This window comes from Alteromonas gracilis (genome assembly GCF_043642145.1).
GTDB classification, from domain to species: Bacteria; Pseudomonadota; Gammaproteobacteria; order Enterobacterales; family Alteromonadaceae; genus Alteromonas; species Alteromonas gracilis_B.
The window spans coordinates 196511-221841 of the sequence record NZ_JBHZRZ010000005.1 but is presented as its reverse complement, the minus strand read 5'-3'; the positions used below and the strand labels follow the sequence as shown (position 1 = coordinate 221841).

Genomic DNA, 25331 nt, shown 5'->3' with positions numbered 1-25331 from the left:
AATTGTAAATTACAATCCTATGTTCTGACTTACAGAGAAGTACAGATTGTAAATTACAATCTTTTGTTCTGACTTACGAAGAAGGGCCGATTGTAAATTACAATCTCATGTTCTGATTTACTGAGAAGTACCAATTGTAAATTACAATCCTATGTTCTGACTTACAGAGAAGTACAGATTGTAAATTACAATCTTTTGTTCTGACTTACAAAGAAGAGCCGATTGTAAATTACAATCTTATGTTTTGACTTACAAAGAAGGGCCGATTGTAAAAAGAACTTTTAATTGGTTTATGTAGGTTAGATGTAAAAGGTGTCTCAATATCCTCTATGAACCCCGATATCTGACTTACAGGACTATCGCTATCTTTGGCTGTTTCAAAACAGTTATGATATTCAAGCAAACAATTGAACACTATCCAAAGTCCTTTGATCGCGTTTAGATTTTGGGAGCAGTGTTTCAATTATGTTTGGTATTTGTCAGCAAGATGAATTGTCCTGCTGTATTATATAAAAACCTTTTAATAGAAGTAATCATTCGCTCAGTTGATAAAACTGAGCCAATAGTGTTTTTCTTTGTAAATATACAACTGTGAATGATTAAAACCTAAGAATTGATTACATTTCAAATGTACGAGTATGGGGTAGGGGAGAAGGTAAAATTCAACTACTACCTTATTCAACGCTGTAGTAGACTTATGTCTTCAGAAGGTAATATTGCTTATATGAATTTATGGTGAAAATACTATTTAATGTGTATTAATATACAAGTGTATTTTTGTACAGTTATCTGTCAAAATTCATTCCCATGGGTTGCACCATTTTTAACAGTGTTATTGTTGTTGGGTAGATGATTTTGATTTAAATTTTAATCATGATTATCAGGTGTATGGTTTTTAGTTCATTGGTATATCTCTGAATACCTATTCGTGCAAAGGTTGGTATAAACTCCAACTATATCAATAGGTAATGCGTATACACAAAAATGACTTATACTTAAGTGGTATTTTTTGTGGCGTGCCATGGCGAATAGTGTGGTACAAGTTTGAATTGTTTTTCGTCAGACTAACCCAAGTGGTAAGAAGCCGCAGAAAACAAAACGAAATACTAAGGATGTAGTGTGCCTTTCAATAATTCTCGTGTTGAAGCCGTGTTAGATGAACTAGCTGTGCTTCAACAAAACTTCATACAGAAATCTGGTGAATTGCTTGAAGCTGTCGATGACGATTTATCTACGTCATCATATTTTCTTGAAGAGCTTAATGTTATTCCGTCAGACGTTCCGCAAATGTCCCTGCATACAGATGGTGCGCATTTATTGCCACCGATCATGACACTTAAGCGTAAATTCATGTCGAACGTAAAATTAGCAATGGCAAATGCAAACGATGTTTTTGAGCTGCGCGATGCGGTCAGAAATATCAGACAGCCAGCCAAGTATAAGTTGACACGGAGTGCAGGATAATGAAATACGCAAGGAAACAGCTACATGTTTTTCAGGTTGTGGAGCAGTATGAAGCACTCGTTAAAGAGTTCATGTTAAGCAAGGCTATTTGCCATAACCTTTGTTTTGGACAGGTTTCTGACTACAAAAAGCTCGAAAAATTCTGCGATGACATCCGTGAAGAAATGAAGAAAAGTGATGGCATCGTTTTTCGTGAAAAAAGTTCTCAGTCTTTTACAAGACCAGAGGAAAGAGCGCTAGCTCATGATGCAATCCTAACTTATCAGCAATGCAATTCACGCAATAAAGATTTAGATATGCCTATAACGGCCGATGAACTTCTATTCGTTTGTAGACGTCTGAAAAGAAACTTGCAGCGCTGTAGCCAGCACAAATTATACGGCGAGATTTATGCTGACCGAGTTTATACAGCTCTTATGATGTTTAGCGGTGGTTTATTCAAAATTAATCGCTGTAATAAATGTTCTTGGACTTTTGCTGTTAAAATGGACAGCAATACTCAATCGAATTGCACAAACTGTTTTGCAATAAAGAAAATGCGCAAAACCAATGTTGTGGCACGTACTTCCAAAGAAAGCGAAGTAAGCGAACTCAAAACAGGATAGTTGGAGCGAATATTTCCTTTATAAGACTTAAATCGCAAAACATAAGCCAAAATTTGTTAAAGTGCATCGGTACATTTATCATGCACTTTTTTTGTTCCTCAATCATTATTCAATCGATTAACGCACTAAATTTGGGCTCTTAATCAAGCAATACTTCCACACCTTAACGCTACTATAGCGTTATGTTAGTCCACCTGAATCCGGTCATGAATAAATTTGCGTTTATGGGCATGTTGTTTTGCTCTTTTTATCTCAATGCAGATGAACCACCTAAATCATTCTATGAAGATAGACAGCGAGGTTGGTATTGGCACGAAGAGCCTCCAATCGAAGAAGAACCTGAAGAGCCTGAAGCTATAACACCAGCACCTGCAACGGAGGCAGAAAGTGTCAAATCTAAAAAGGTGCGTCCATTCAGTGTAGAGCACATTCGTGAAAGTTTACCAGTACTTCGTGATCGGGCAATTGATAATCCAAATGATGAAAACCTTTTGGCGTGGGCCGTCATGCAAAGGGTAATGCTTGATAAAAGCTCTGAATTTTCATACCGAAATCGGAATTTGTTCCTTAAGTTCCCAGAACTATCAGAAGAACGCCTTATGAAAACATCAGGAGCAGCTTTGATATTGAGAGACGAAGAAATTGAAAAGAACAAGGGTGACCTATACGCACGATTATCTGAAGAGGTATCTATTTTCTATTTCTACCGTGGTGATTGCCAATGGTGTCAGAAGCAAGGCCCACTAGTATCTATGTTTAGAGATAAGACAGGCATCGATGCATTGCCAATTAGTTTTGATGGTTTACCTCCAACGGGGGATTTTGAAAACTTTAGACTAAGTAACGAACTTACCCCATCGTTTTTGAAGAAACTAAGTATTACTCAAGTTCCTGCTACTTTCATGGTCTTCAATGATGGCAGTGAGATAACCCAACTAACTGATGGGTTTACTACACTAGATGCCCTTGAAGAGCGTCTTGTTCTATTGGCCGAAGATAAGGGAATCATTGATCAGTCAGACCTTAATAAAATCAAAAAAGCAAAACGTGTGGACTTTGTAGAAAACGAACTTCAGGTTGAAGAGACAGAAGACCCAGACCAAGTACTAATGGATTTAATACGTAATAGATTTGGTCTTAGTGATTCTGAAAAAGCTACTGAAATTGAAAATACTATATTGAAAGAAAGGAACAGCGCTGATGATTAATGCAATTAAATCGATGTGTTTTGCATTATTAATACTCCCAATTGTAAGTAGTGCAAGCCCTGCTGAGAACGTTTTTAACGGCATGGTTAAAACTACTGAAGCTAGAGGATATAAAACTGCTGGCGGTTATGCAGTAGGGTTCGGCGCGGCGTCTATAAGAACACCTCAGGTTACGTTCAGTTCTCTTTATTCAATCAGGCCTCCATCATTTAGATATGGGTGTAACGGTATAGATTTTAATCTTGGCGCCTTCTCTATAATTAATAAAGATGAGCTAGTTCAACAGCTTAGGTCGATAGCACAAGGTACTCTCATGTACGCTTTTGGTGTTGCTATAGATGCAATGTGCTCGGGATGTTGGTCACAAATGAAAGAGTTCGCAAAAGACATTCAGAAACATGCTCAACTATTGCGTGGTGGTTGTGAAAAGATCGTTGCAGAACATGGCGATAAGATTCAAAGCACGATTAAAAATAATGCTCTTATTAAAGGAATAAGAGAAACGTTTGAAAGTGGTACGAGTGAGGATGCAGCGGAACAATATGAGAAAAATGATTCAAAGCCTGTATCTGAAACGTGTGGTGATGACTGTAATCAAAACTATCTGTATGAGTATTTTAAAAACTCCAGATATAAAGGGGGGTCATTCATTGCTGATACAGTTGCTTACGATGACCAAGAGTTTTTCGAAATTTTCCAGTCTTTAATTGGAAATGTAGTTGTAAATGTAAGTGATGGAGATAACGACCAAGAAGGGGCAATTTCAGCTTACAAACCACTAACGGTAGAAGCATTTTTATATGGAAGTAACCCCGGTGAAGATGGTCAACCTCCAGAGGTTTTAAAATGTCTAAATTGGGCCGAGGAATGTACGGAAGTTTCTGTTGAACGCGCTACAACTTGGGTCGGAGTTTTACCTACTGTCAAATCAATGGTCCATGGCCTTATTGTGAAAAAGCAATTTGGTAACTCACGCATGACAGAAAGGGAAGTTGCTCTTTCAACTCTTTTCCCTATGGGCGATAAGGGCCTCACGTATTTAATAAAAGACGAACAGGCTGCTGCTGATATTGGTGACCATGTAGCATCGACTGTTGCCGCAAAAGTTGTGTTAGATATTGTTAGACAATATGAACGTGCGTTCGAAGAAATCACAAGCAAAGGTACTGTAGACCAGATTCCTGAGTCTGCAATTGAAAATCTAAGAAAAAACGTCGATACGCTTAAAGATACTGCCATTCAGCTTCAGAAGGAGCACGCAGAAGGAATAAAGAGAGCCAACGACACGATTCGCGCAATTATGAATATTCGCGACTTTGAAAGGGGGGCTTGATCCATGAATCAGACAGTCGAATTTTTTACCACTGGCGACCCTTATCTAATAGAAACTGTCCTGAATGCAGTTATGATGGCCCTCGATGCTGGTGGCCTTGGAGGTGGAAACGCAATTGGTGGTGCTATGGCTATTGGCATCCTTGTATCAGCAATTAATGCTCTTACTACCGGTGAATTTAGTTTTAACAAACTTATTGCTGCGTTTGTTGTTTGGTTCACTATGTTCGGATTTTCCATGGGGTCGGCAGCAGGTACTCGTTATGACGCAGTAATCACTGGTCCGAATGGGAGTACAGCGTTTGTGACTGATTTACCGCTAGGTATTGCAATGCCTTTTTATGTACTCGGTATAGTCGGCCCCGAAATGAATGACGTTCTAACAACAGCTTTCGCGTTGCCTAAATATGTTCCAGCTGGAGATGGGTCTCCAGACTCTGTGCGAATTCCAAGTGACCCATATGTAGCACTTATGAATTTACGACAATGGTCACCAACTCAGCAAACACTTCAGAATGACAGAGATGACTTGGCTGCAAGTATGGTTAACTACGTAAGGGACTGCTATAACGCGCACTTGGTAAGTCAGGGAAGGAAGGATGAAATAGACAGCAAGTCTTTCCATAACTTCTGGCCTTCAATAGATACAGGTCCAATTCCATTTACCACAGAAGTGTACTTTGAACTATCCTCACCCGGACAAGCACTTAATTCTGGTGATGCTCCGCATAGCAGAAAAGACCCAGCTGAAGTTCACTGTGATATTGCACATGCAGAAATCGAAGCTCAGATGGATAGTGATTGGGTTGATACTGCAATCGGTGATATGAGAATTAGCGGTCGAGTTAATATTGATGCAGCTGTATCTCTTACAAATGCTACCGTTGCAGGTTCTGTAACAGCGGCAAACTTAGTAAGAAGTGAATTTGCTAGATATGTAGTACGTAGAGCAGCTACAGAGGGAACCGCAAGCTTTAGCAATCTCGAACTGTCAATGGAAAAGGCTCGTTTCCGTGCGATGCAGGATAAAAACACTAAGGGAGCTGCTGATTACTCATATTACAACGAAAACTGGACAATCATGCTTCAGATTTTCGAAATCATCTGTTATTTCGTGACCGTACTTATTCCTTTTCTTATCTTAATCTCTGGAGGAGCTTTACTTAAAATATTGCTCGCATGGTTAACACTGGTTGTCTGGGTAAATACAATTCCAATTACTGCCGTACTTTCAAGATTGTTTGTAGAGTATTACGCTTCTTTATCTGAAATGTGCGCTAACCCGACAGATGTCCAGTGTTTAAATTTACAAACAGTTGGTGGGATAGAAGCCTCGTATACGACCATTGAAACCGCATTAGGAATGGGCGGTACAATTGCACAATTGATGCCGACGGTTACATTATTCCTGCTAACTGGCTCAGCTTATGCACTGATGGGGGCTGCAAACTCTGCGCCTAAAGCATCCACAGATACTAGCAATGTTAATCCTAAATTCGGTGGAGTTGTAAACGGCGACGGCACTGTGGTTAATTCCAGAGGACTCACAGCCACACTTGGGGCTGAAACTGGGGCATCAATGACTGTAACAAACGCAAATGGGACTAGTGGCTCGGTATCGGTTTCAAATAACTATAACAGAGCAAGCAACAGCTCTGGCACTCTGAGTCAAACTACAGGTAAGGAGGTCGGTAAAAATGCTGTTGAGGCAGTTTCCCAACTCCGTTCTACAAGTGCAGGCAACACAAGCTCAAGCGCTGACCAATCTGAAAAGCAACAGCAAATACAAGAAGCACAAGCAATTTCCAGTCAACTATCTACTCAAGAGAAAACTGCTTACGGTGACGAACAGACCTTAGCAGATAAGTATGGAGAGATTCTTTCTTCTACATTTGCTGTATCAGCGGGAGTACAAGGTAGTGTTGGAACGGGAAGTTTCCTTGGTGATTTCGCAAATATACAAGCTTATGCTGGAATTGAAAATAGAGAGCAACAGCAAGAAGCTTACGAGCGCCTAAGTCAGCATCTACAAAAGATTGGTTATTCAAAAGAGGACGCTGATCAACTGGTAAGACAGGAACAGTTTCAAAAAACTGCATCCGAGATGGCTAAAACAGCAATTGAAAACCGCGACACACTTTCTGTGCTTAATGATACAAGTAGAAGTTCCATTGACCAGTTTCAGGAAAATTCAAAACGAGCAGATGCCTATCAAAAAGCCCAAGGGTTTCTTGAGTCTGCAAGCTCTTCGAGCGAAGCAAAACTAAACTTTGAAAATGGTGATTATTTACAGAGAAATGATGCTCAACTTGAGAACTTCCTTGAGGCTGTTCAGGACCACGGAATGATCACACAGAGTGAGCAGCTTGACATATTGACTAAAGGTCTGAGTAATAGAGATGACATTATTTCCGACTTCCAGCAGTTCGCAAGTCAAAATGGATATTCCTCTGCAAGCTTATCCGAGCGCCAAGACATGCTTGAAACTTTTATCGACGGCCAAAAACAACAAGGTGCTGACTTCTCACAGAATGAAAAAGCCCTCAACAAGGAATTTGATAATTCGAGAGAAAGATGGTCTAAATTGGTTCAACAAAATGACGAAGCTACAGGCGGTCTCGGAAGTCTTCTAAATCCTGCTCAGCAATTTATGCTGGATAAAACACGAGGTATTGAATCTTCAATAGAGCTTAATGGTACATCGGGAGATGCATTAGAGCTTCAAAAATATGACGATAAGGTTGATATGTTATCGGAATTTATGACTAACCCCAACAAAGCTGATTTTCTAACAGGAATGAGTGAGAATCTTGCGAAACTGGCAGGGGACTTAGCCAATGTAAATGAGGAAGGCAGCGCTATTGAAACTGATGTTGATAATATAAGTGGTGCTGTACGGAACTCTGATGGCCGCTTAGTTCAAAATGGGGCTGTTCTAGAGCAATTAGACGAACAGTACGGAAGTCAATCAAATGACGTGAGATTGAGCTCTGATGCCAACGGCGTTAGACCTGCGTCACAAGGGGACATAATACAAGCTGGAAGTAAGCAAAGCTCTGAGCTAAATGAATTATTTGAAAAGCGATATGGCGAAGCAGACAGGATTATTGACAATCTGGAAAATTATAAGCCGGGTGAAGACTCCACTTATAAAGTAAATAGAGGTAATAGTTATGAGGATGAAGCTCAGAATTATTTGGATAGTCTTCCAATTAATGAAAACCTAGAGTTAGACATGAAAGAGCTTTATGGGTCTCTAACTGAAAATACATTTGGGTCTAGATTGCAAAATGGTTTCGACCTGATGGGTAATAAAGAGTTGGGTCCAGATGATATGACATCAAATGAACTAAAAGACTTAAGACTCGCGCAAGCATATACGGCGACCCAATCAAATCCTCAGTTATCGAGTTTTAATAATGTGTTAGAGCAATTGAGAGGGCTAAGCTCTGAAGAGAGCGGTCTTAATGAGATAGAAGAGAGAAGCTTAAACAACAATAGCAAATACTTTACAGATGATGGTCAAATACCACTAGCTACTGCTTTTTCAAACGATGTTGAAACCTCTGGTCGTTATGCTTCAGATTTCAACACGACTTATGATTTCATTATGGAGACCGCCAAGGACGTCGAAACTGGGGGCTTTTTCAGCAATTCGAACATCAATGCTATAAATGCTGCGAAGGGGGTTTACGATGGCGAATTACGTAAAACCTTCGATGCTCTGCAAACTGATGGCGAAAGAAAAGATGGCGCAGGAAGAGACACTCAACTCCTTGCCATTTCAGCTATTGAGATGATGCGTAATGGTGATGCAACACAAAAACAACTTGGCGAGAACATCGCCTATGCTGTTCGAGCATTTGATAATAGCGGTGGTGATTATGGTAAGTTTTTAGGGCTATACAATAGCTCTAAAGACGACAATTTTGGGAAAGGTGCCTTTAATGATGCGCCAGAGTTAGGACAAAAGAAATCCGAGGCCCCATATGATTTTACTAATCAAAATGTACAACCTCCGGTATCTACTCCATTGATGCCCACAGAAGATAATGTTGCACAACAGGGAGAGGGCAAAATGCCATCAGTTAATGGATCTGGTAATGAAGGGTTAGGTGAATTCTTCGCAAATACTTTTGTCTCCGACAGGAGAGGTTCAACTGATAATGAGAAGGCATAACGTGAACGAAATGTCTTTACGTATGGTGTTCAAACGACTTGTTAAGTTGGCTGGTGGATTATTGACCGTTCCTCTTTTAGTTGGAGCTCAAGTCGCCACTGCATTTTCTACGGAGTTATCATTTGAATCACATTTATCTATAGCGACAATGCATGAGAAGGCTAGGTTAAGCCACCTGCATAATGCGTTAATTAAAAACCCTGACTACGCTTCTTTAAATGGTCGTTTGAAGGAGCTTGGACTTATTACCTCATCATCACTTTTGGCTACTTTCTTCGAGTCAAGTGTTGATGAGGAGGATTTATCCTATAGCATTGTAAGTTGTGACAATCCGATACCTCATTGCGTTGACATAGTGGGAGAATTCTCATTAAACCATTACCGAGTGTCTTTCTATTCTGACCGGCTTTTGAGGGAAAATGATTTAATTGCCAAAATGGTAGAGGCGATTAACTATCAGGAAACGATAACGAGCGCTCTTAGGAAAGGGCCCATTATAAAACATGAGGATATCGAGCATGCAGCGAATCAACTCGTATCCACCCGCGCTTATTTTTACCAAATGATGCATGAAAATGGTGTAATGGGTCTATCAGGTATTGTGTCTGCACCCGAATCACTTTCGCTTGCATTATTCAACGCAAAAACAGTCAGCAAAATGAGTTCCTACTTTAGTGATGCTTTTGCATCTTTAAATACCTATTTAAATACTACCATCGGTGAAACCAAGGTTTTAAAGGTTTCCAAAGATAATGTTGACGTCAGTATTGAAGTTGCCACAAGCATTTCAAATGAAGGCCAAGAAAGACTAAAAAGAGCGTTTGCCAGTGCCTTCGATGGTGGTCAATCAGTCAACATGATGGGCGACGGTGAAGCAAAGTTTTATCCTGAGTCATCTTCTGTTGCAGTTTTTCAAAATGACAAATCAGATTTACGTTTATGCTTGGCCAGACTGCCTGACGTAAATGCCTCGTTACCGGCCGACCATGTAAAGTTGTTCAATCTGATTAAGCGCAGTGAGATGCGTATGGACTACAACATTGGTAACAACGTTGTTGATGTGCCATTCATCACTGGAGAGGCGCATTCTGTTCAGGTTCGCATCCCCTATGAAGATAAAACTAGGACCCGAAGAATAAGGACGATAGAGCTGGATTGTGATAAGTCTCTTTCTATATCAACGCAGACAAACACCTCAGCACGAGTGAACGTCACAAAAGCGGAACTATCCTCGATAAGATGGACTGGGAAGCTATACAGCAACCTCTAGTGGGGTTGCGCGGTGAAAACTAATGGTAACGTACTTTAGTTTAATTGCTTGAGGTGTTTATGAGTTTCCGATACTTACTTTACGTGTTAACGCTTTTTTATAGCGCACATCTATATGCTGAGACCAAACCTTTACGTGTGAGCGAACTATTACCATATGCGTCTAACGAGTTAGGGCGATTCTCGCTAAAATACGACAGCTTATCATCTGCTGGTGCTGACTATGATTTAAACGAAGGGTCGGTGGATTTCTATTATTCAATGTCTCTAATTAACGAGTTTGACGTTAATAGGTCAATGTATGACCAAGAGTACATATCTCTTAATGGCTTAATTCCTTATGACATCGTTAGTAAGGCAAGTTTCTTCTTCCAAAATGAGATGAATAGCTCTTTACGAGGTAAGATTGACAGAAAAAATATGCTCGAAGCGTACAGCCTGATTAACCTTGATTTTATAAAGAGAGATTTTCCAGATACCTATAAGTCTTCTGTTGTAGGTGAAGTAAGAGGTTCAATTGATGAGCGCTTACTGTTAAGTGCAGAAGAGGGGGCGTCACCTTCATTGTCCCTGTATATGGCTGGCGTATTAAGTGACATTGAGAAACATGGTAAAGAGTTGAAATACGCGGTAGTGAAAGATGTCATCAAAAAAACCGCTATGTACAACTACATGGATTTGTCGGTGTTGCCTTATTGCAAGGGTCGAAGCTTAAGTAAGTCTGAGTGGATTGATATAGCCTCATGGAGTGATTTTCCTAAACGCTTTCCTTTTATGTGCTCAACCTTCGAACAAATGGTGCTCGTGCATATTACCCCTAGAGTCGACACTATCCTTGCCATGGATGTTTCAAGAATGTCTCTCGAAGAAGCTATAGCGAGCAGTGGTTTAAGTCGGTATTTGTTTGATGATTATTTAAGTCGACAATATGGACCTGATAACAAAAGGGTCATTTCACGCACGTATCTCGCAAATTCGTTGCTTGAGGGTAATGTTCATAGAAACTCGATTCAGGAAAGTATTTCCAGCAACCCTTTTAATAACAACGTTGGGTTAGCATCATCTATTCTGGAGCAGGGACTGATAAGCCAGTCGAAAATTGTCAAGATAGCTAATTATCTAAATCAGCTAGATAGGGATGTTAAGCATGATAAAGCACTGTCGGCGCTGATCATCGCAAGCCCAACAGTTACTATCGTCGACAAAGTTTGGCGAAACTGTGAGAGCAACCAATTTGTAGGCTTTGACCTTAGCTGTGCGACAATTAAGCAGGACGTTTATATCGGTTACATACCTAGTGCTCTAGATGTAGCCGAAGGGGATGTCTCACCGCTACATGCTTACTACCTTAATTGGTTACTTTCAAAAGGACTTATGACAAGTTCTGAAGCACGTTCTTTTCTACATCGCTATGCGAATTACATAAAATCAACGCACTAACACACCGAATTAGCCCTCTTATTAGAGGGCTGCCCCTTCTTTAAGTAGCGATAATATCTTCATAATTTCATGAAGGGTTTGCAATGCGTTCTATATTTTTTATTGTCACTCTATTAGTCAATGCACAAGTATTGGCATCGTCATGTACTGGTGTTTCATGGCAATCAGGTAAAGAAGATATTGAGGCCTGCTTGAATACTGGGATATGCGATGGAATCAACGATGATTCGCCAAGTGCTGAGGTACAAGCATGTAGAAGTGTTTCTCCATGTCACAATATTACCCAAAATTCGCTTGAAGCAGATTTGGGGAGATGCAGAGAAGCAACAATCGTAGATGCCAAACATTTGGCTTCGGAAGTTGTCTCGGCGCCTTCTCGTTCAACAGTGGCGCAGGGCGGGGCTATTACTATTCGACTCTCAGACAAAAAAGACTCTAGCGGAAACGTCAAACCAAGAATTTTCACCGCTGAGAGAGAGTTTATAGGTGGAGGCGACACCAACATTACCACCTTCGATGAGGCCGACACGTACGATGATGAGAATGCATTAATCAACGAAGGTCGAGATACAATTCAAAATTTAAGTTCTAATAATGACAGTACGTCAACTGCTTACCAAACGGTGATGAGCATTAAGAACGAAAATCCACCTTTACCGATTTCTGACACAGACCCCGTGTTAACTCGCACAAATAATATTATTACTGATACTGCAAACACTGGAGGAGGCGTGATCAGTGATTGCAGAACCATTCGAACAAATTACGATACCGACATAGAGTGGGATGAATCAACGGAGCATATGTGCTTTGAAATGGTCAAAGAGAATTTCACTTCCGGTGAGTGTGAGGTTGAGAGAGAAATTAATACTCCATTTCAAGACATTATTCTAACCGGAGCGGGAAGTTCAGTGGAGCAATGTGGTGAAAACTGCCTCAGACTTACCTTTGACCGAAGTGCCTTTAATGAGCTACCTGATGATGGGCTTAAATGCCAAATTTATCCTACTTCAGCTCAAATACTATTTGCACAAGACATGAATGTTACAAGCGCTCAAGTCGTTAAAAGTCATGTTGATGACCACGTAAGACTCAATGTAAACGGTTCGACTATATATGAATCATCACGATACTTTGATGAATATATTGCTGGTACTAAAGGTTGTGAATCTAAACCGGGGAGAAGCGGAAATAAGTGGCTTGATAATTGGTTTTTTTCAGGAATGGCAAAAAGTAATTATGTGGCAGGTCAATCGTTGAGTCTTGAGTTCTTATCTGCAATAGGTGGTCGAGGTCAATATATTCATATCGTTGAAATAAAATTTGATAAACCTATTAAAACGAATTCTGAAATTACACTACAAACACCTGAAGGTTGTTTTGATGACTTGGGTCCTGACTATAGTAACACTTACGAACCAGTAGGATATTGCTCAGCTAGTCAATGGAATTGCTTAGAGTCCAAAGATGGATATATTGTACCGGGTGGCAATGGCATTAAGAGTCCTTTCGAACAAGGTGGCGACCCATGGTGTGAAAGGGCTATAGCGCGGAATTATAACTGCGACCCACTGATGGGGGAGGGTGTTCAACCAACTGATGAAGTATGCTTTCAGGATGAAATTAGAGACCCTGTAACTAACGAAATTCTACAAGAGAAACTTTGTTATACGGTAGATGAAGTTAGAGATATTGAAAACAAGCCTTGCGACACACTTGAAGCAGAACCAAATTGTGTTATCAAACGACAAGACTGTGAATGGGAAGATGAACAAACGGGAAAATGCTTTAACTGGCGTTATACCTATGAATGCGGTAACCCGAAAAGCGTCACTATCAATAACGCAATCGATGAAAATATTTGTGATACTTCTGTTCCTTGTGCGGGTGGTGATTGCGATATAGGTAATCAGCAAACGAATGATGACTTTGTGAACGTCATGGCACAATTTTCAATGCTTCAAGGCATGATTGATGACAGGACATGCGAAGACCCCACAGACCCCAGCACATGTACAATATGGCCGGGAGAGTACGAATACTGCTCCTTTTATCCTGTTGGTAATGATTGCTGTGAGGGGCCGGGTGGAGTCTCTATTGCCGAGTATGTTGGTGTCACAATGGGAATGGCAAATCTCGATGCACAAATCATGAGCGCAGAAATCCTTAATGACACTATTGTTAAGTCTGGATGGGAAACGGTAAGACAGCCTGTTACATCTGCTTATGATGCTATAGCTACTCCCTTATCAAATGCTTACGATCAAATTGCAGGTAATATAGCTGGTGAGGTAAGTTCACCAGATGGTGCAGCTAATGTCGCTTCGAGCCTTGGATTAGATACCTTGAAGCAGGAAATGACGAATTTTGTGGCAGAACTAATGCCAGATGCACTTCGCGATGTTTTATTTCAAACTTCAGGTGAGGCAGCCGGTAGCGCAACAGCAAACTATGCGCTATCTGATTCAGTTGCTCAGAGCTTAAATGTTTTAAATGGTGTTATGGCTGTTTATACTGCTTATCAAGTTGCTAATCTTGTTATAAACATTGCTACACAATGTGATGACAATGAAATGGATGCTGGATTGAAGATCGAAATGCGTCAGTGTGTAAACGTAAATAGGTCGATAAATAATGGCAGAGATAAGCCAACCTGTGAAAAGAAAATATTGGGGGTATGTCTTAAGAAGCGACATCACCATTGCTGCTACAACACTATTTTAGCTCGTATCGTTATGGAGCAAGCAATCCCTATGTTAGGGAAAACTATAGACGTTGATAAAGACAATATGACTTGTGAGGGTCTTTCTCTTAACGAGTTGGCTGCAATTGATTGGAGCGCAATTGACCTTAGCGAGTGGATTGGCCTTATGGGGGAGGCAGGCGTATTACCACAAACCGACGATGATACAAACGTGGAAAATATGACAGGTTCAGGCCAGTTACTTAACAGTGCGGGTCGTGAAAATACGATTGAACGAACCCGAACTCGACAGGGTGAGGGATCGATGACAAATACTCAAAGGCAAATTTGGGATCAGATAAAATTAAACGAGATAGATTGTACATCTCCATCGAGACCAGCAGTTTGCTCCTATTTAAGTGGCCCTTAATGGGTTGCGCGGCTGAGTTTAAAGTTACTATAAAGATATAAGATTACAAAAAGGAATATGAGATGAATGTATTAAAGACAACAGCGGCGTTAACTCTAGCAGGATTATTAACTGCCTGTAGTTCAACTTCTGGCCCGAAAACAGTTGCAGAATTCAATAAATATTCTGGCTCCTTTGAAGAACACCGTTCTTATGCTTTAAATCTGATGGAGGCTGCAAACTTAGGTGGCGCCAAAGACGCGAGACTTAAAGATGGCGACTCAGTTATAGATTTGGATGAAAGCAATGCCTCATTTGGATTTGTTGATTCACTGGCATCTGGAGGTAGTCTGTTGTCTGCCAGTCTTACTGGACTAGCAGGTGGCTTATTAACGCCAGATTCGGACGCTAAATACAATCAAGTGATAGCACTAATCGATATTACCAATTTATCAGAAGGGGACGATATTGATGCTATAGCTCGTACACAGATGCTAGATAAGTTTGGTGAATTCTTTTCAGATGCCATTGGAGTGTCAAAGTCTGCTGTAAGTTATGCTATTTATAACAAAGCATCCGACCCAAGCAGTGAGTCTAAAAATGGTCGTTATGCTTCGGTTTGGACCGATTCAACTACTGCATCAAAATGTGATGAACTATCATCGTCTTACTATGATGAAGCTCTTAATTATGGAACATCTATCACTCAGGCCGCACTATCAGATTATGAATCTAGGTTCTTTTCAGGAAACTGCGGCATGCGTTTCTTTGGTATCCAAGTCGAAGAAATTGTAACATCTGATAAGCTTCCATGGCTCGATACAAAGAAAAAATATGTAATAGTTACTGCTAAATTTAATGGTAGCAACGTTTCGTTAAATTATTTATCAAGACAAGAAATTCCAGTAAACGGTTTGTATCTATATTACACAACCAATGGAGCAAATACAGGAAAGGCGAAAGATACAGGTTATCCTTACATTCAAGCGCCACATGGTAAAGAGATGTATTTTATCAAGCCTTGAGTTACCTATTTACGTTGATAGCAAAAGCCAGCTTTGAAGCTGGCTTTTTTATTAAAAAGCCATTTTACTAGTCTTAATAACGTTTAAGTCCTAATTTTCACGTCATTATAAATATTAGAACCAGATAGTGATGTATCTACTTGGTTGGTTAATATCGTGCAATTGTTCTGACGAACAGGTCGCTTTTTGGTTAACTACAGTTTTTAACACCCTTAATCAACAGTGAATCATTTATAAGTGAGTAACCTTATCTTTGTCGGTGCTTGCACACCTAATCGTGAAACTTTGCTTAAATTGGAGTACGTACTAATGAGCAATATCTTTAATAAAAAAACGCTATCCTTCTTAGCGATCCTAACAAGCATGTTCGCCTTTTCTGCATTTGCAGGTACGGGTGGTGCTTACTTTGATGCATTCTATGCGGAAGTCGCCGGTTGGTTAACTGGTGCGCCGGGTAAAATTATCATGGTATTTATGTTTATGGCTGCTGGCTTTTATGCCGTGATTCAGCCAGATTTCTTGAAAGCTGCTGGTGCTACAGTGTTCGGTTTGGTTTTCGCCAACGCAGAAACACTAATAACAAACCTATTGACAGGTGTTGCGTTTATCTAAGCTTCACTTGCTTAAAAAAGCCCTCTACTTAAGAGGGCTTTTTTGTGTTTGCTAATTAGGAGCCTTTTTTGGGGCCTTAATCGCCGTTATGTGCTCAAAACGAGTGACATAATGAAGCTATCCATCAAACAACGATATGAATGTATGAAACAGTCTTATGTTCCAACTAGGCAGAATCAACCAGTGGAAGTGCTGATATTTCCACAGGATGTTTTTGCTTTTATGTTTGTAATTATTGCCATATTTGCAACCTTAGGTTTTCCAAATTTAGGAGTGTTGCTATCTATTTATTGGATCACAAAGGCCAACTCAGTAAAAGAGAAGGGGCGGGGCTATATATTCCATTACCTATGGAATAAAGGCTGGTTGCCAAGCGTATTCTCCAAAGGGGTTCCTGACCCCCTCATCAAAGAATACATCAGGTAGTCACAATGCATTCTGATATGTCTATCACATACACACTTGGGAAAGCTGTGGCATTCAAGCAGATAAGGATTTTTCTGCTTACCAGTCTAATTGTGATTATCGGTTATAACGTTGTGGCTGATAGGGATATTACTATTAAACAACGGAATATGACTCATCTCAACTTGGTGTTGGGTAGTCAAATGCAAGAGTCAGCTAAAATAAGCACTTCGCTGTATCTCGCTGGCCGTTTCGGGAGTGTTGATTTGTCTAGTATCGACGAACTTAAGACACTGACCCTGAATATGATGCCCTTTGTTTATCAGAAGAATGTAGAAGAGGGGATTGAAGAGACAAGGGAAACGCTTCGTAAATCAAAAGTAATTGAACGCTTTGTACCTCGCACTGCGAAATATTACGAACCCCTTAACCGTGTTTGGGTGACAGGTGAAAAATATGTGTTTGTCCCAAATGAAAACCCACGTTTTATACAGTGGACCTACGAATTTGATTTGGTGCTGAAGAACCTGCGTATTTTTCCTGAGCGCATTGTCCAGTACCAAGGAACTCCAAAAGATACTCAGCAGATTTCGCAATACCTAGAAGAGAGGAATAACTAAGATGGCTAAAGGAAAGACCAAACGTGGGTCTCTTAAGTCCTTCGCTGTTGCTGTTCAATACATTGAAAATAACAAGGTATCAAACATCATTATGGCAATAGCGCTTGTGCTTTTTGGTTGGCAAACCGTCAAAAACAATGAGCGAATAATATTAGTGCCACCAAATATGGCTGAAGAAATGGTTATTGCGAATAATAACGCCAACGCAGCCACTAAAAAGTACTGGGCAGACTGGTTTGTTGGTCTAGTTGGCAATATCAACCCTAATTCCCGCGATCTAATAGTTGAAGATGTTAAGCGTATTTTAGCTCCTAGCCTTCATTTTAAGTTTGAAGAAAACATAGACCGCCATATTGAAATGTTGCGCCTACAAGAAGTACAAGAAATCTTCATTGTGAAGGATTCTGATTATATTGCTGAGGCCGACATTGTTTGGGTGTATGGCGATAAAGAAGAGCTGTCGCGGAAAGATGGGCGAAGCGACCCAATGCCTCACACTTACGAAGTAAAAGTAAATGTACTTAATGGTAGTCCAGTCATTGATTCTTATAGGGTCTATCCGGGGGCCCCTCAAATTTCAAAACGTATCACAGAAATAAACCAATCTTCCCTAAAGGCTAACCAAGCCGAAATGTTAGCTACACCGACAAAACAGGAGTCAAATGAAGATGAATAAGAGTTTAATATCGTTGGTGCTTGCTGTTTCATTTTCAGCTTCGGCTCAACAATCACAGCCTGCACAGGAAGAGCAAAGATACACTTTCGACAAGCCATGGGTTTCATCAAGTACACAACCCATGACATCAGTGCAGGCTCAACAGATTCAAGGCCAAGGGCAGCCAGCCAATCCTGATAGGGTAAATGCGGAAATTGCAACAATAATGAATTCCAAATTTGGTCAAAATGCAATTGACCCTGCCATTTATGGATATACCGCCAGCGATGAAGTGAACGAAACACCGGAGCAGCGCGTGTTAAAAAAATATAAGCCACAGCAGAAATATACGATGTCTGTAGGTGGTAATGAAATGATTCCGATTTCATCAGGCCTACCTAACCGTATTACAACGAACTTTAAGCAGGTGCAGGTAATTGGTAATTTCCCTGATAACGTTTACTTGTTTGAAGAAGGTCGCTACTTGACGATTGCGACTGATTCTAAAGCGCCAATAGGTATGCATTTGAGAGAAGAGGGAATGCCCGAAACCACTATTGCTGTGACCTTATTCCCATTTTCAATCGGTCAGGCGATGATTGATTTAAATGTTAAGCTCACTCCAGAAATGAAGCGTGAGATGGAACGTCGTGCTGAAACAAGAGACAAACAAGCAAAACTTGAAGAGTCGTTATTAGCTCAACAAGAGTTCGATCGTGTTACCAATGAATATGTAGATAAATTCTCAACAATCATGGAGTCAGTTGCACGCTCCGATATCCCAGCAGGATTTATTTTAGAAGATACGGCTCCATCTCGCCCTTGCGAAGGGTTACTTTCAACTGGTATTAGTCATGTTCAGTTACAGCGTTTATCTAATCCTCGAAACATTATTGATATTGTTCAAATATCAAATGACAGTAATCAGCCAGTAGATTTTGATGAAGAGCATTGCATGGTGAAGCGTGATTCGTTTGGATACTACCAAAGTGATGAAAGTATCATTGTTGTGGGAAGCTATCCTCGTTCTACGCTTATGCCGGGGCAGCAAGCTGAGGTTTACATTTTTAGAGAAGTGATGCGCCCTGAGCAGGTCAAGCGCAAGCGCACTCGTTTGATTTCTGAGTGAGGTGAACAATGGATTTTGTAAAAGAATTCTTTGAAGATAAAATTGAAAAACTAAAAACAGACAGCTCGTTCCGTAACAAGGTCATGCTTGGTGGCGGTATTGGAGTTCTGATGTTTTTTACATTCTATGACTCTGGTGATGGTGGCCCAGCATATGTTCCTGTTAAATCTAAATCGGAAACAATGTTCACAAGTAATGCTTCATCTGAGAGAGTACAAGATGATCGGATGAAAGCAGCATACGATGCACTTCAAGCTCAATCTCAAGAAATGCGTTCTCAGTTGGAGAGTGTGAATTCCAACTATTCAGCTGAAAGAGAGCAAATGCAGGCAGAAATGGACCGCATCCGGTTGGAGCAGGAAGATTTAAAGCGCCAATTAGAACTGGCTGTTTCTAGACAATCTCAGGTAACTGGGACACCCAATCGCAATAACAATACGCAAGTTCAAAATAATCAGGGGCAAACGCCACAGGGGCAGTCAGGCGCCCAAGTACAGCAGCCCCCAATCATTGTGCAACAACCACCTCGTGTTCAACGCAGAAATCAAAATATTATTTCTACCGAACCTTTGATGGGTAAAGGTTTACGTATTGTTTCTCAGTCAAAAGAAATTCGTATTGGCGCTAATGGCGAACAGCAAATTGCATTCAAAGGTGAAGAATTACAGCGTAAGCAAGCTATCAATCAACTAGAGAATAAGGTAGAAACTGAGGAAGAAGAAAAGCCTGTATGGTTACCTGCCGGTTCAATGATCTCTGGAACAATTATAACAGGTGTTAATGCTGATATATCAGGAAGCACTGCATCAAACCCACCTCCAATTTTAATAAGGATTACTGAAGAAGTATTGACGCCGGGTGGATACTATATTGACCTTCGTGGTTGTACAGTTATTGCCGGGGCTCTTGGCTCCCTCAAGGACAGACGAGGTAAAGTACGATCTGAGACACTGAGTTGTATGCGTGACGATGGCTCAGTGATTGAAAAAGGCCTTATGGCATTCGGTAGTGGTTCTGATGGCCTAGAAGGCATCAAAGGTAATCTTGTGCATAACGCGGATGAAATGTTGGCGAATACGGTATTGGCCGGTACGCTTTCTGGTTTTGCTGGTGCAGTTCGTCCTATGAATATTCCGGGCGTTCAGACAACACCGGGATCTGAAACCTTATTCCAAGCACCTGACCCCGGCCAAGTAACGGGCATCGCAGCACTTAATGGTGTAGGTGACTCCATGGAAAGGTTGTCAGAATACTGGATAAAATTAGCAGAGCAGTCGCTTCCATACATTGAGATACAAGCAGGTCGTAAAATTGACTTAATTACTCAAAAAGGAATTGCGTTGGAGGTAAGAGGATGAGCAACAAGGCAAAAGACCAAGAAGTTGTAACAACCGAAAAAGCACCTGCTGTCAAAGATAGCAGGGACCGTGGCTTTTGGTTGACAGAAGGGTTGAAGTTAATCGCGATTTTATTGGTAGTAAATTTGGTTTTCACTTCTTACTACCAACCTAAATTAGAAGAGCAAATAGATGCAATGGTTACTGATAGCGCTCAGCAAATTGTAGTTGTAAATTTCGCTAAGATTTTGCGCGAAACCTCTACTCAAGATGAAACGTTATTACAAAAGAAAGTCGCAGAAGCAATTAAAAGGTTAAACGCTGAAGGGTTCATTGTTCTCGATGCCACAAGCGTATTGGGCCAGCATGACGCTTATGTACTTGAAACACGATTTATTGATTCTATTCAAATTTAAAGCAAAAGGTTGACGAAGTATGGTACTTATAGTATTAAATTACCATACTTCGAAATACTTCAGCCAACATGGTTTGGCTAGATAAAAAGTTTTCTTAAATATCGGTGTTGCCGATATCCTTACCGAATCAAAACACTCTTGTTAGCTTCCTTTGTCGCGCATTTCGCGCCACATTACATAGCGCAAGAGTATTTTGTGCCCGTCACTGCATTAGAACTCGTTCTTAAAAGTGGCCATTTTGGGTTTTTCTCAATATGTATTTAAAGGACTCTACCTTCAAAAAAGTGCTGCTCAACCAGTATTAGTTCTCATGAATTGTTGAAACTCATTGGATGTCACCCATTGAGCTTACATCTATCACCTTAGCATTTCGCTTTGGCTTTCTCTGTTATGACGTATACATCATGAATTCTTCTGGGTTCTTTTTGCGTTTTTACGTCTTAACACATCCCAACTAGGGGCATACCCCCTAGTGGAGTTATGCCCTTTACATACTTTGTCTGTAGGAGGGCATTACCATGAATACTAAAGATATCGCAGCTTATAGAGCACGCCGTGCATCCCGTTTAGCTAAAAAAGCTAAATATACTAAGGATGACCGATGCGCCCAACAGCTTATGAGAATTGCTGAAAGGCAACAATCATATGCAACATCTTTATATCTAGCCAGTTAGGTTCATCGTTATGATGGCCCCAATTAGCGAATTAGTTCTTAGCGAAAATGAAGGCCTTTGGTCTCGCATTTTCTCTGAAGCTAACTTCAACTTTAGAGTTTTTCGTCACCTCTCTTCACCTGAATGGAGCGCAGATATTTTCTACTCCCCGAAACTTGGCCAACGCTGGGTTGCGCTTTCAAATAAGCAGACGGGCTTTAAGAAGATTATGCGTTTTAGCGCTGAAGTAAGTTTGCTTTCTATCGAAGGCTTATTAGAGAACGAATATTCAGTAACCGAGCGTAAGCGACCGTTACACTAAATTTTACATTTTTGCCTGATGAGGTAGCACATTCACTACCCATCAGGGGATTAGTGTATCTGTGCTCCTCAGATGGTTTTTTAACCACTTAAGTCTGTAGGAGGACTTGTTATGCCACGTACTAATCGTAAACAAAAATCAGAAAACCAATGGTTCCATTCAAACGACGTAGTTATTTTCCCAAACCATAAAGAAATGCCGCTTGAGTTTTGCATCATGAACCCAGATTACATTCTAGAGTTAGATGCATTTGGTTTTAACTTCGATAATGAAACTATGTATCGCTTCATTGAAGCCTTCATTCATGATCAGTTGAAGCTAGTGAGAGATTGTTCTCCCACCTCTAAGCAATACAAAGAAGTTATCGATTTTATCGGTAGCGAACTTTTCTTGCTCTATACGGCATATATTGGTTTAGACGGCGAAGTCTTACGGAAGGGCGCACTTGCTATGAAGCAGGGTCGTAATTTCTCTGATGATCGTTGTGACTACAATGACGGTGAAGGTCTACTTCACTACCAAGAGCAGCAAGCGAAAGCGGATGCTCGATTCAAACGTGTTGCTGGTGCTTAATATGGAGTTATCTGTATTTGGTTCTCGTATCACTCGTGAATATGTACCAAGCCTAAATTTCTTCACCACCTGCTTGCCAGAGGGAGTTGAGTATTTAGGTACAGTAAACGGTGGGTGCCATGCTGCATACGCTCACAAAGACAGCATGTCTGTTTTTGAATACTGTGAAGGCGACATGATCACAATTTCATCTTCTGATGAAAACCAGTTTGACAGTGAAGTTCTTAGAACTCGCGCTTTTATTCTGGATAACTAAACCCCAATCGGGACTACTCCGATGGGGAGTAGTCCTATTTACATAAGTCTGTAGGAGGACTACACAATGAACAATGTTCAAAATATAAATACTCGTAATAAAGTTAATCTTAAAGCAATGTTCCCAGAATGCGGTTTTAAGAAGGATATCGTTATTGAGATTCCGAATAACTTTCCGAGTCATCTTCAGGTACCGTCATGTGATCCACATTATCAACCTGATACCGACGTTCTAATTAATGCACTTATGTGGTTAGTTAGACCGAATGGCCGTTCGATTTGGTGCTTTGGACCTCCGGGTACTGGCAAAACCGAACTATGGCACTTCATCTGCTCTCGCGTTGGTTTACCAATGCTTGTGCTAAGTGCCACTCCTGATACACAAACAGACAAGCTGCAAGGCAAGTTTGTTTTGCGTAACAAGGGTGACGGCGTTGAAACAGAATTTGACCTTGCGGCTGTCGCTGATGCGATGAAACACGGTGTGTTCTGTTTACTTGATGAGGGCGACAAGCTTGGTCCTGATACCGCAGCTTCGTTACACCGCGTAGCGGAAATGAAGCCGTGGCTTATAGAGGATACTAAAGAGGTTGTTCACCCCGGTGAATGGTTCAGACTTGCTGTGTGTGCGAACACCAACGGGCGAGAAGCAAATCCAGCCTTTCCTTCATCTAGAGTTCAGGACGATGCGTTCTTAGACAGATTCAATTTTATTACTTTCGACTATTTAAAGCCGAGTAAGGAGTCTGAAATCATTGCTAAGGGCTTCCCAATGCTAGGCATGACAACCATCAGCACAATGCTGACTGTCGCCAATGCATTGCGAGACGCAACGCTTGGGCCAAAAGTGGGTCGTCGCAGAGATGCGAGTCGCACGAATGGCATAACAGCCTTACTGACTTTCCGAGGGCTTAAATCATGGGCTGACCAAATGGTTAAACGTGGTTTTGAAGCAACGCTTGAGGATTGTCTAGAAACAGCTTTCTTAGCAGGCTTAGATTCGCAAACTTATGTTGCTCTTATGGGTGACGGCGGTATTTTGCGAAAAGTGGCTGGAGACGCGCTCTCTAAGACACCTAAGCAGCTTGAGGGAAAGTAGTAGCCGGTCAGGGCAATAAGAGTGGCTTGATTGATGTCAATGCCTCTCCTGTACCGGCGTTAATAAAAATGTTTATCTGGGATAAGTTCTTCATAAAGCATTACTCAGATGGAACACCATGTAAGTATTATTTCTTACGAAAAGACGGTAATAAATTACATACTGTGTATTCTCACCCTGAGCAACACAGGAAGTTAGTTTATTACGTCAAAGATTGTGGTGATAACCAAGCTGCTTCTGATTTGTTCTTAGCAAAACAGAAAAAGCGCCTTGAAAACAATTACAGTTCCTTGGCCGATAACATTACAATCCAAGAAGCAGTAAACGGACCCTTTAGTTTCTTTACCGCTTAATTTCTACCATCCCAACAGGGAAGATACTTCTTCCCTGTCAGGGAAGTTGTGTCCTCCTCGTGCGTGTTAGGGTGTTTTAATTAATATTTTGACTTTCGCACAAGTCACTCAATGTCTGTAGGAGGACATCATGGTACAACTTAACAATAACTACATCTTAGTCGGTTACTCACTTGAAAATTGGTCTGGTGATAAGGCTTTGACGAAAGGCAACTTAGTTTCTAAGGATGCCGAGATTCCAGCAGAAATGCTTCAGAGTCAATTGACTCGTATCCTTAGTAATGAGGATAAGCGCTTTATCTGGAGTACACATAAGAAGTTAGAACGTCTATGGGAAGAAAGATTCGGTGCTTTGCGTCGTGGTTCTGGTCGCTCATACATTGTTTTGGCTTCTAAGTGGAATGATTTGAAACGGGAAACCGATAAAATCATTAGTGAATGGGAAGTGAACGTTGCCAGTCTTGTTGCTGATTACTCGCGCATTTCTGCTGATGTTTTAAGTAAGCTTGATGACCGTTCTCGTTTATACCTCGAAAAGAAGTTGCCTTCTGCTCAGGATGTGTCAGATGAGTTTAAATTTAAACTGGATACACCGTTGCCATTTATGGCAATTCCGGGCGAAGAAAACTTGTTTGAACAAGACGCTAAAGCAGTATTGTTTGAGCGTATTGAAAAGGAAGCGGATAACAACCTTAAGAAATTAGGTGAGAGGCCAAAGGCATCTTACTTGATTAAGCGTCTAAACGCGCTACGCGACCTAATCTATGATGGGGTTGTGCTTTATGGTGGTGCTATCAAGTTTGTGCAGTACATTGACTCTGTAGTCAAAGAGCTGCCCAAAGCTGGGGTGATTGATGATGGCGTTCAACTTAATTCTATTCGAATTATGTTAGCTGGACTAAAAGACCCTCAAACATTATTGGACCAAGACTTGTGGAAAAACAATTCTGCAAGCAGTAACTGTGATGCACAGCAATCTATCGACGATGACTCTAATGAGCCTGATGTCGTTGCTGAAGCAAATGATGTAACTGATGTTCCAACTCAACCAGTGGTAGAGCCTAAAGCTGAGATTGAGACTACGGTTTCTGATGACGCTGCTGAAACAGTCACTTCTGTGACTGATGAAGCTGAGGACGTTATGCTTGAAGAAGAAGTTGTTGTTGAAAACAATATTCCTCCACAAGTATCAACACCACAACAGGATGATTTCTTATCATTCTTTTAAACTGATCGGTGGCGCTTCGGCGTCACCTTTTTGTTATTTACCATTAACTCCCTAAAAGG

23 protein-coding genes are annotated in these 25331 nt (G+C 40.8%); all 23 read left to right on the top strand.

Features of this window, described 5'->3' with window-relative positions; all coding sequences use genetic code 11:
* Positions 1-1119 precede the first annotated feature (1119 nt).
* Positions 1120-1464: a hypothetical protein gene (locus tag ACHUFN_RS12775; protein WP_394222794.1), complete on the top strand. Its 345-nt coding sequence runs from the start codon at positions 1120-1122 to the stop codon at positions 1462-1464.
* A complete protein-coding gene (locus ACHUFN_RS12770) occupies positions 1464-2069 on the top strand; it encodes a hypothetical protein (protein ID WP_394222793.1) in 606 nt (201 codons plus the stop codon). The genes ACHUFN_RS12775 and ACHUFN_RS12770 overlap by 1 nt, the downstream gene beginning before the upstream one ends.
* A gap of 206 nt (positions 2070-2275) precedes the next feature.
* A complete protein-coding gene (gene traF, locus ACHUFN_RS12765) occupies positions 2276-3277 on the top strand; it encodes a conjugal transfer protein TraF (RefSeq protein ID WP_394222792.1) in 1002 nt (333 codons plus the stop codon).
* Positions 3270-4610 (top strand): conjugal transfer protein TraH, encoded by a 1341-nt coding sequence (locus tag ACHUFN_RS12760; protein ID WP_394222790.1) that lies wholly within the window; start codon positions 3270-3272, stop codon positions 4608-4610. The genes traF and ACHUFN_RS12760 overlap by 8 nt, the downstream gene beginning before the upstream one ends.
* Before the next feature lie 3 nt (positions 4611-4613).
* A complete protein-coding gene (locus ACHUFN_RS12755; RefSeq protein WP_394222789.1) occupies positions 4614-8789 on the top strand; it encodes a conjugal transfer protein TraG N-terminal domain-containing protein in 4176 nt (1391 codons plus the stop codon).
* Position 8790: 1 nt separating this feature from the next.
* A complete protein-coding gene (locus ACHUFN_RS12750) occupies positions 8791-10059 on the top strand; it encodes a hypothetical protein (protein WP_394222788.1) in 1269 nt (422 codons plus the stop codon).
* A 137-nt stretch (positions 10060-10196) separates the two neighbouring features.
* Positions 10197-11498: a hypothetical protein gene (locus ACHUFN_RS12745; protein ID WP_394222787.1), complete on the top strand. Its 1302-nt coding sequence runs from the start codon at positions 10197-10199 to the stop codon at positions 11496-11498.
* A gap of 83 nt (positions 11499-11581) precedes the next feature.
* Positions 11582-14611, top strand: coding sequence for a conjugal transfer protein TraN (traN, locus tag ACHUFN_RS12740; RefSeq protein ID WP_394222786.1), 3030 nt, complete (start codon positions 11582-11584; stop codon positions 14609-14611).
* 62 nt (positions 14612-14673) lie between these two features.
* Positions 14674-15615: a hypothetical protein gene (locus ACHUFN_RS12735; RefSeq protein ID WP_394222785.1), complete on the top strand. Its 942-nt coding sequence runs from the start codon at positions 14674-14676 to the stop codon at positions 15613-15615.
* A 309-nt stretch (positions 15616-15924) separates the two neighbouring features.
* Entirely contained in the window at positions 15925-16227 is a 303-nt protein-coding gene (locus ACHUFN_RS12730) for a hypothetical protein (protein ID WP_394222784.1), read from the top strand.
* A 111-nt stretch (positions 16228-16338) separates the two neighbouring features.
* Complete coding sequence (locus ACHUFN_RS12725) at positions 16339-16653, top strand: type IV conjugative transfer system protein TraL (protein ID WP_394222783.1); 315 nt, start codon at positions 16339-16341, stop codon at positions 16651-16653.
* Positions 16654-16658: 5 nt separating this feature from the next.
* On the top strand, positions 16659-17252 hold the full coding sequence (locus ACHUFN_RS12720) for a hypothetical protein (protein ID WP_394222782.1): 594 nt from the start codon (positions 16659-16661) through the stop codon (positions 17250-17252).
* A gap of 1 nt (position 17253) precedes the next feature.
* Positions 17254-17928, top strand: coding sequence for a TraE/TraK family type IV conjugative transfer system protein (locus tag ACHUFN_RS12715; protein ID WP_394222781.1), 675 nt, complete (start codon positions 17254-17256; stop codon positions 17926-17928).
* Entirely contained in the window at positions 17921-19036 is a 1116-nt protein-coding gene (locus tag ACHUFN_RS12710) for a hypothetical protein (RefSeq protein ID WP_394222780.1), read from the top strand. The genes ACHUFN_RS12715 and ACHUFN_RS12710 overlap by 8 nt, the downstream gene beginning before the upstream one ends.
* Before the next feature lie 8 nt (positions 19037-19044).
* Positions 19045-20394 carry a TraB/VirB10 family protein gene (locus ACHUFN_RS12705; RefSeq protein ID WP_394222779.1) on the top strand — a complete coding sequence of 450 codons (1350 nt, stop codon included), beginning with the start codon at positions 19045-19047 and terminating at the stop codon, positions 20392-20394.
* Positions 20391-20789 (top strand): VirB4 family type IV secretion/conjugal transfer ATPase, encoded by a 399-nt coding sequence (locus tag ACHUFN_RS12700; protein ID WP_394222778.1) that lies wholly within the window; start codon positions 20391-20393, stop codon positions 20787-20789. The genes ACHUFN_RS12705 and ACHUFN_RS12700 overlap by 4 nt, the downstream gene beginning before the upstream one ends.
* 518 nt (positions 20790-21307) lie before the next feature.
* Positions 21308-21463 (top strand): hypothetical protein, encoded by a 156-nt coding sequence (locus ACHUFN_RS12695; RefSeq protein WP_394222776.1) that lies wholly within the window; start codon positions 21308-21310, stop codon positions 21461-21463.
* Positions 21464-21473: 10 nt separating this feature from the next.
* The gene (locus ACHUFN_RS12690; protein ID WP_394222775.1) at positions 21474-21764 is read left to right on the top strand and encodes a hypothetical protein; all 291 of its coding nucleotides are present in this window, start codon (positions 21474-21476) and stop codon (positions 21762-21764) included.
* 111 nt (positions 21765-21875) lie between these two features.
* On the top strand, positions 21876-22337 hold the full coding sequence (locus tag ACHUFN_RS12685) for a hypothetical protein (RefSeq protein WP_394222773.1): 462 nt from the start codon (positions 21876-21878) through the stop codon (positions 22335-22337).
* Between the two features lies 1 nt (position 22338).
* Entirely contained in the window at positions 22339-22593 is a 255-nt protein-coding gene (locus ACHUFN_RS12680; protein WP_394222772.1) for a hypothetical protein, read from the top strand.
* A 66-nt stretch (positions 22594-22659) separates the two neighbouring features.
* A complete protein-coding gene (locus ACHUFN_RS12675; RefSeq protein WP_394222771.1) occupies positions 22660-23691 on the top strand; it encodes an AAA family ATPase in 1032 nt (343 codons plus the stop codon).
* 26 nt (positions 23692-23717) lie between these two features.
* Positions 23718-24044 (top strand): hypothetical protein, encoded by a 327-nt coding sequence (locus ACHUFN_RS12670; RefSeq protein WP_394222770.1) that lies wholly within the window; start codon positions 23718-23720, stop codon positions 24042-24044.
* Positions 24045-24174: 130 nt separating this feature from the next.
* Entirely contained in the window at positions 24175-25272 is a 1098-nt protein-coding gene (locus ACHUFN_RS12665) for a DUF3150 domain-containing protein (protein ID WP_394222769.1), read from the top strand.
* Positions 25273-25331 lie beyond the last annotated feature (59 nt).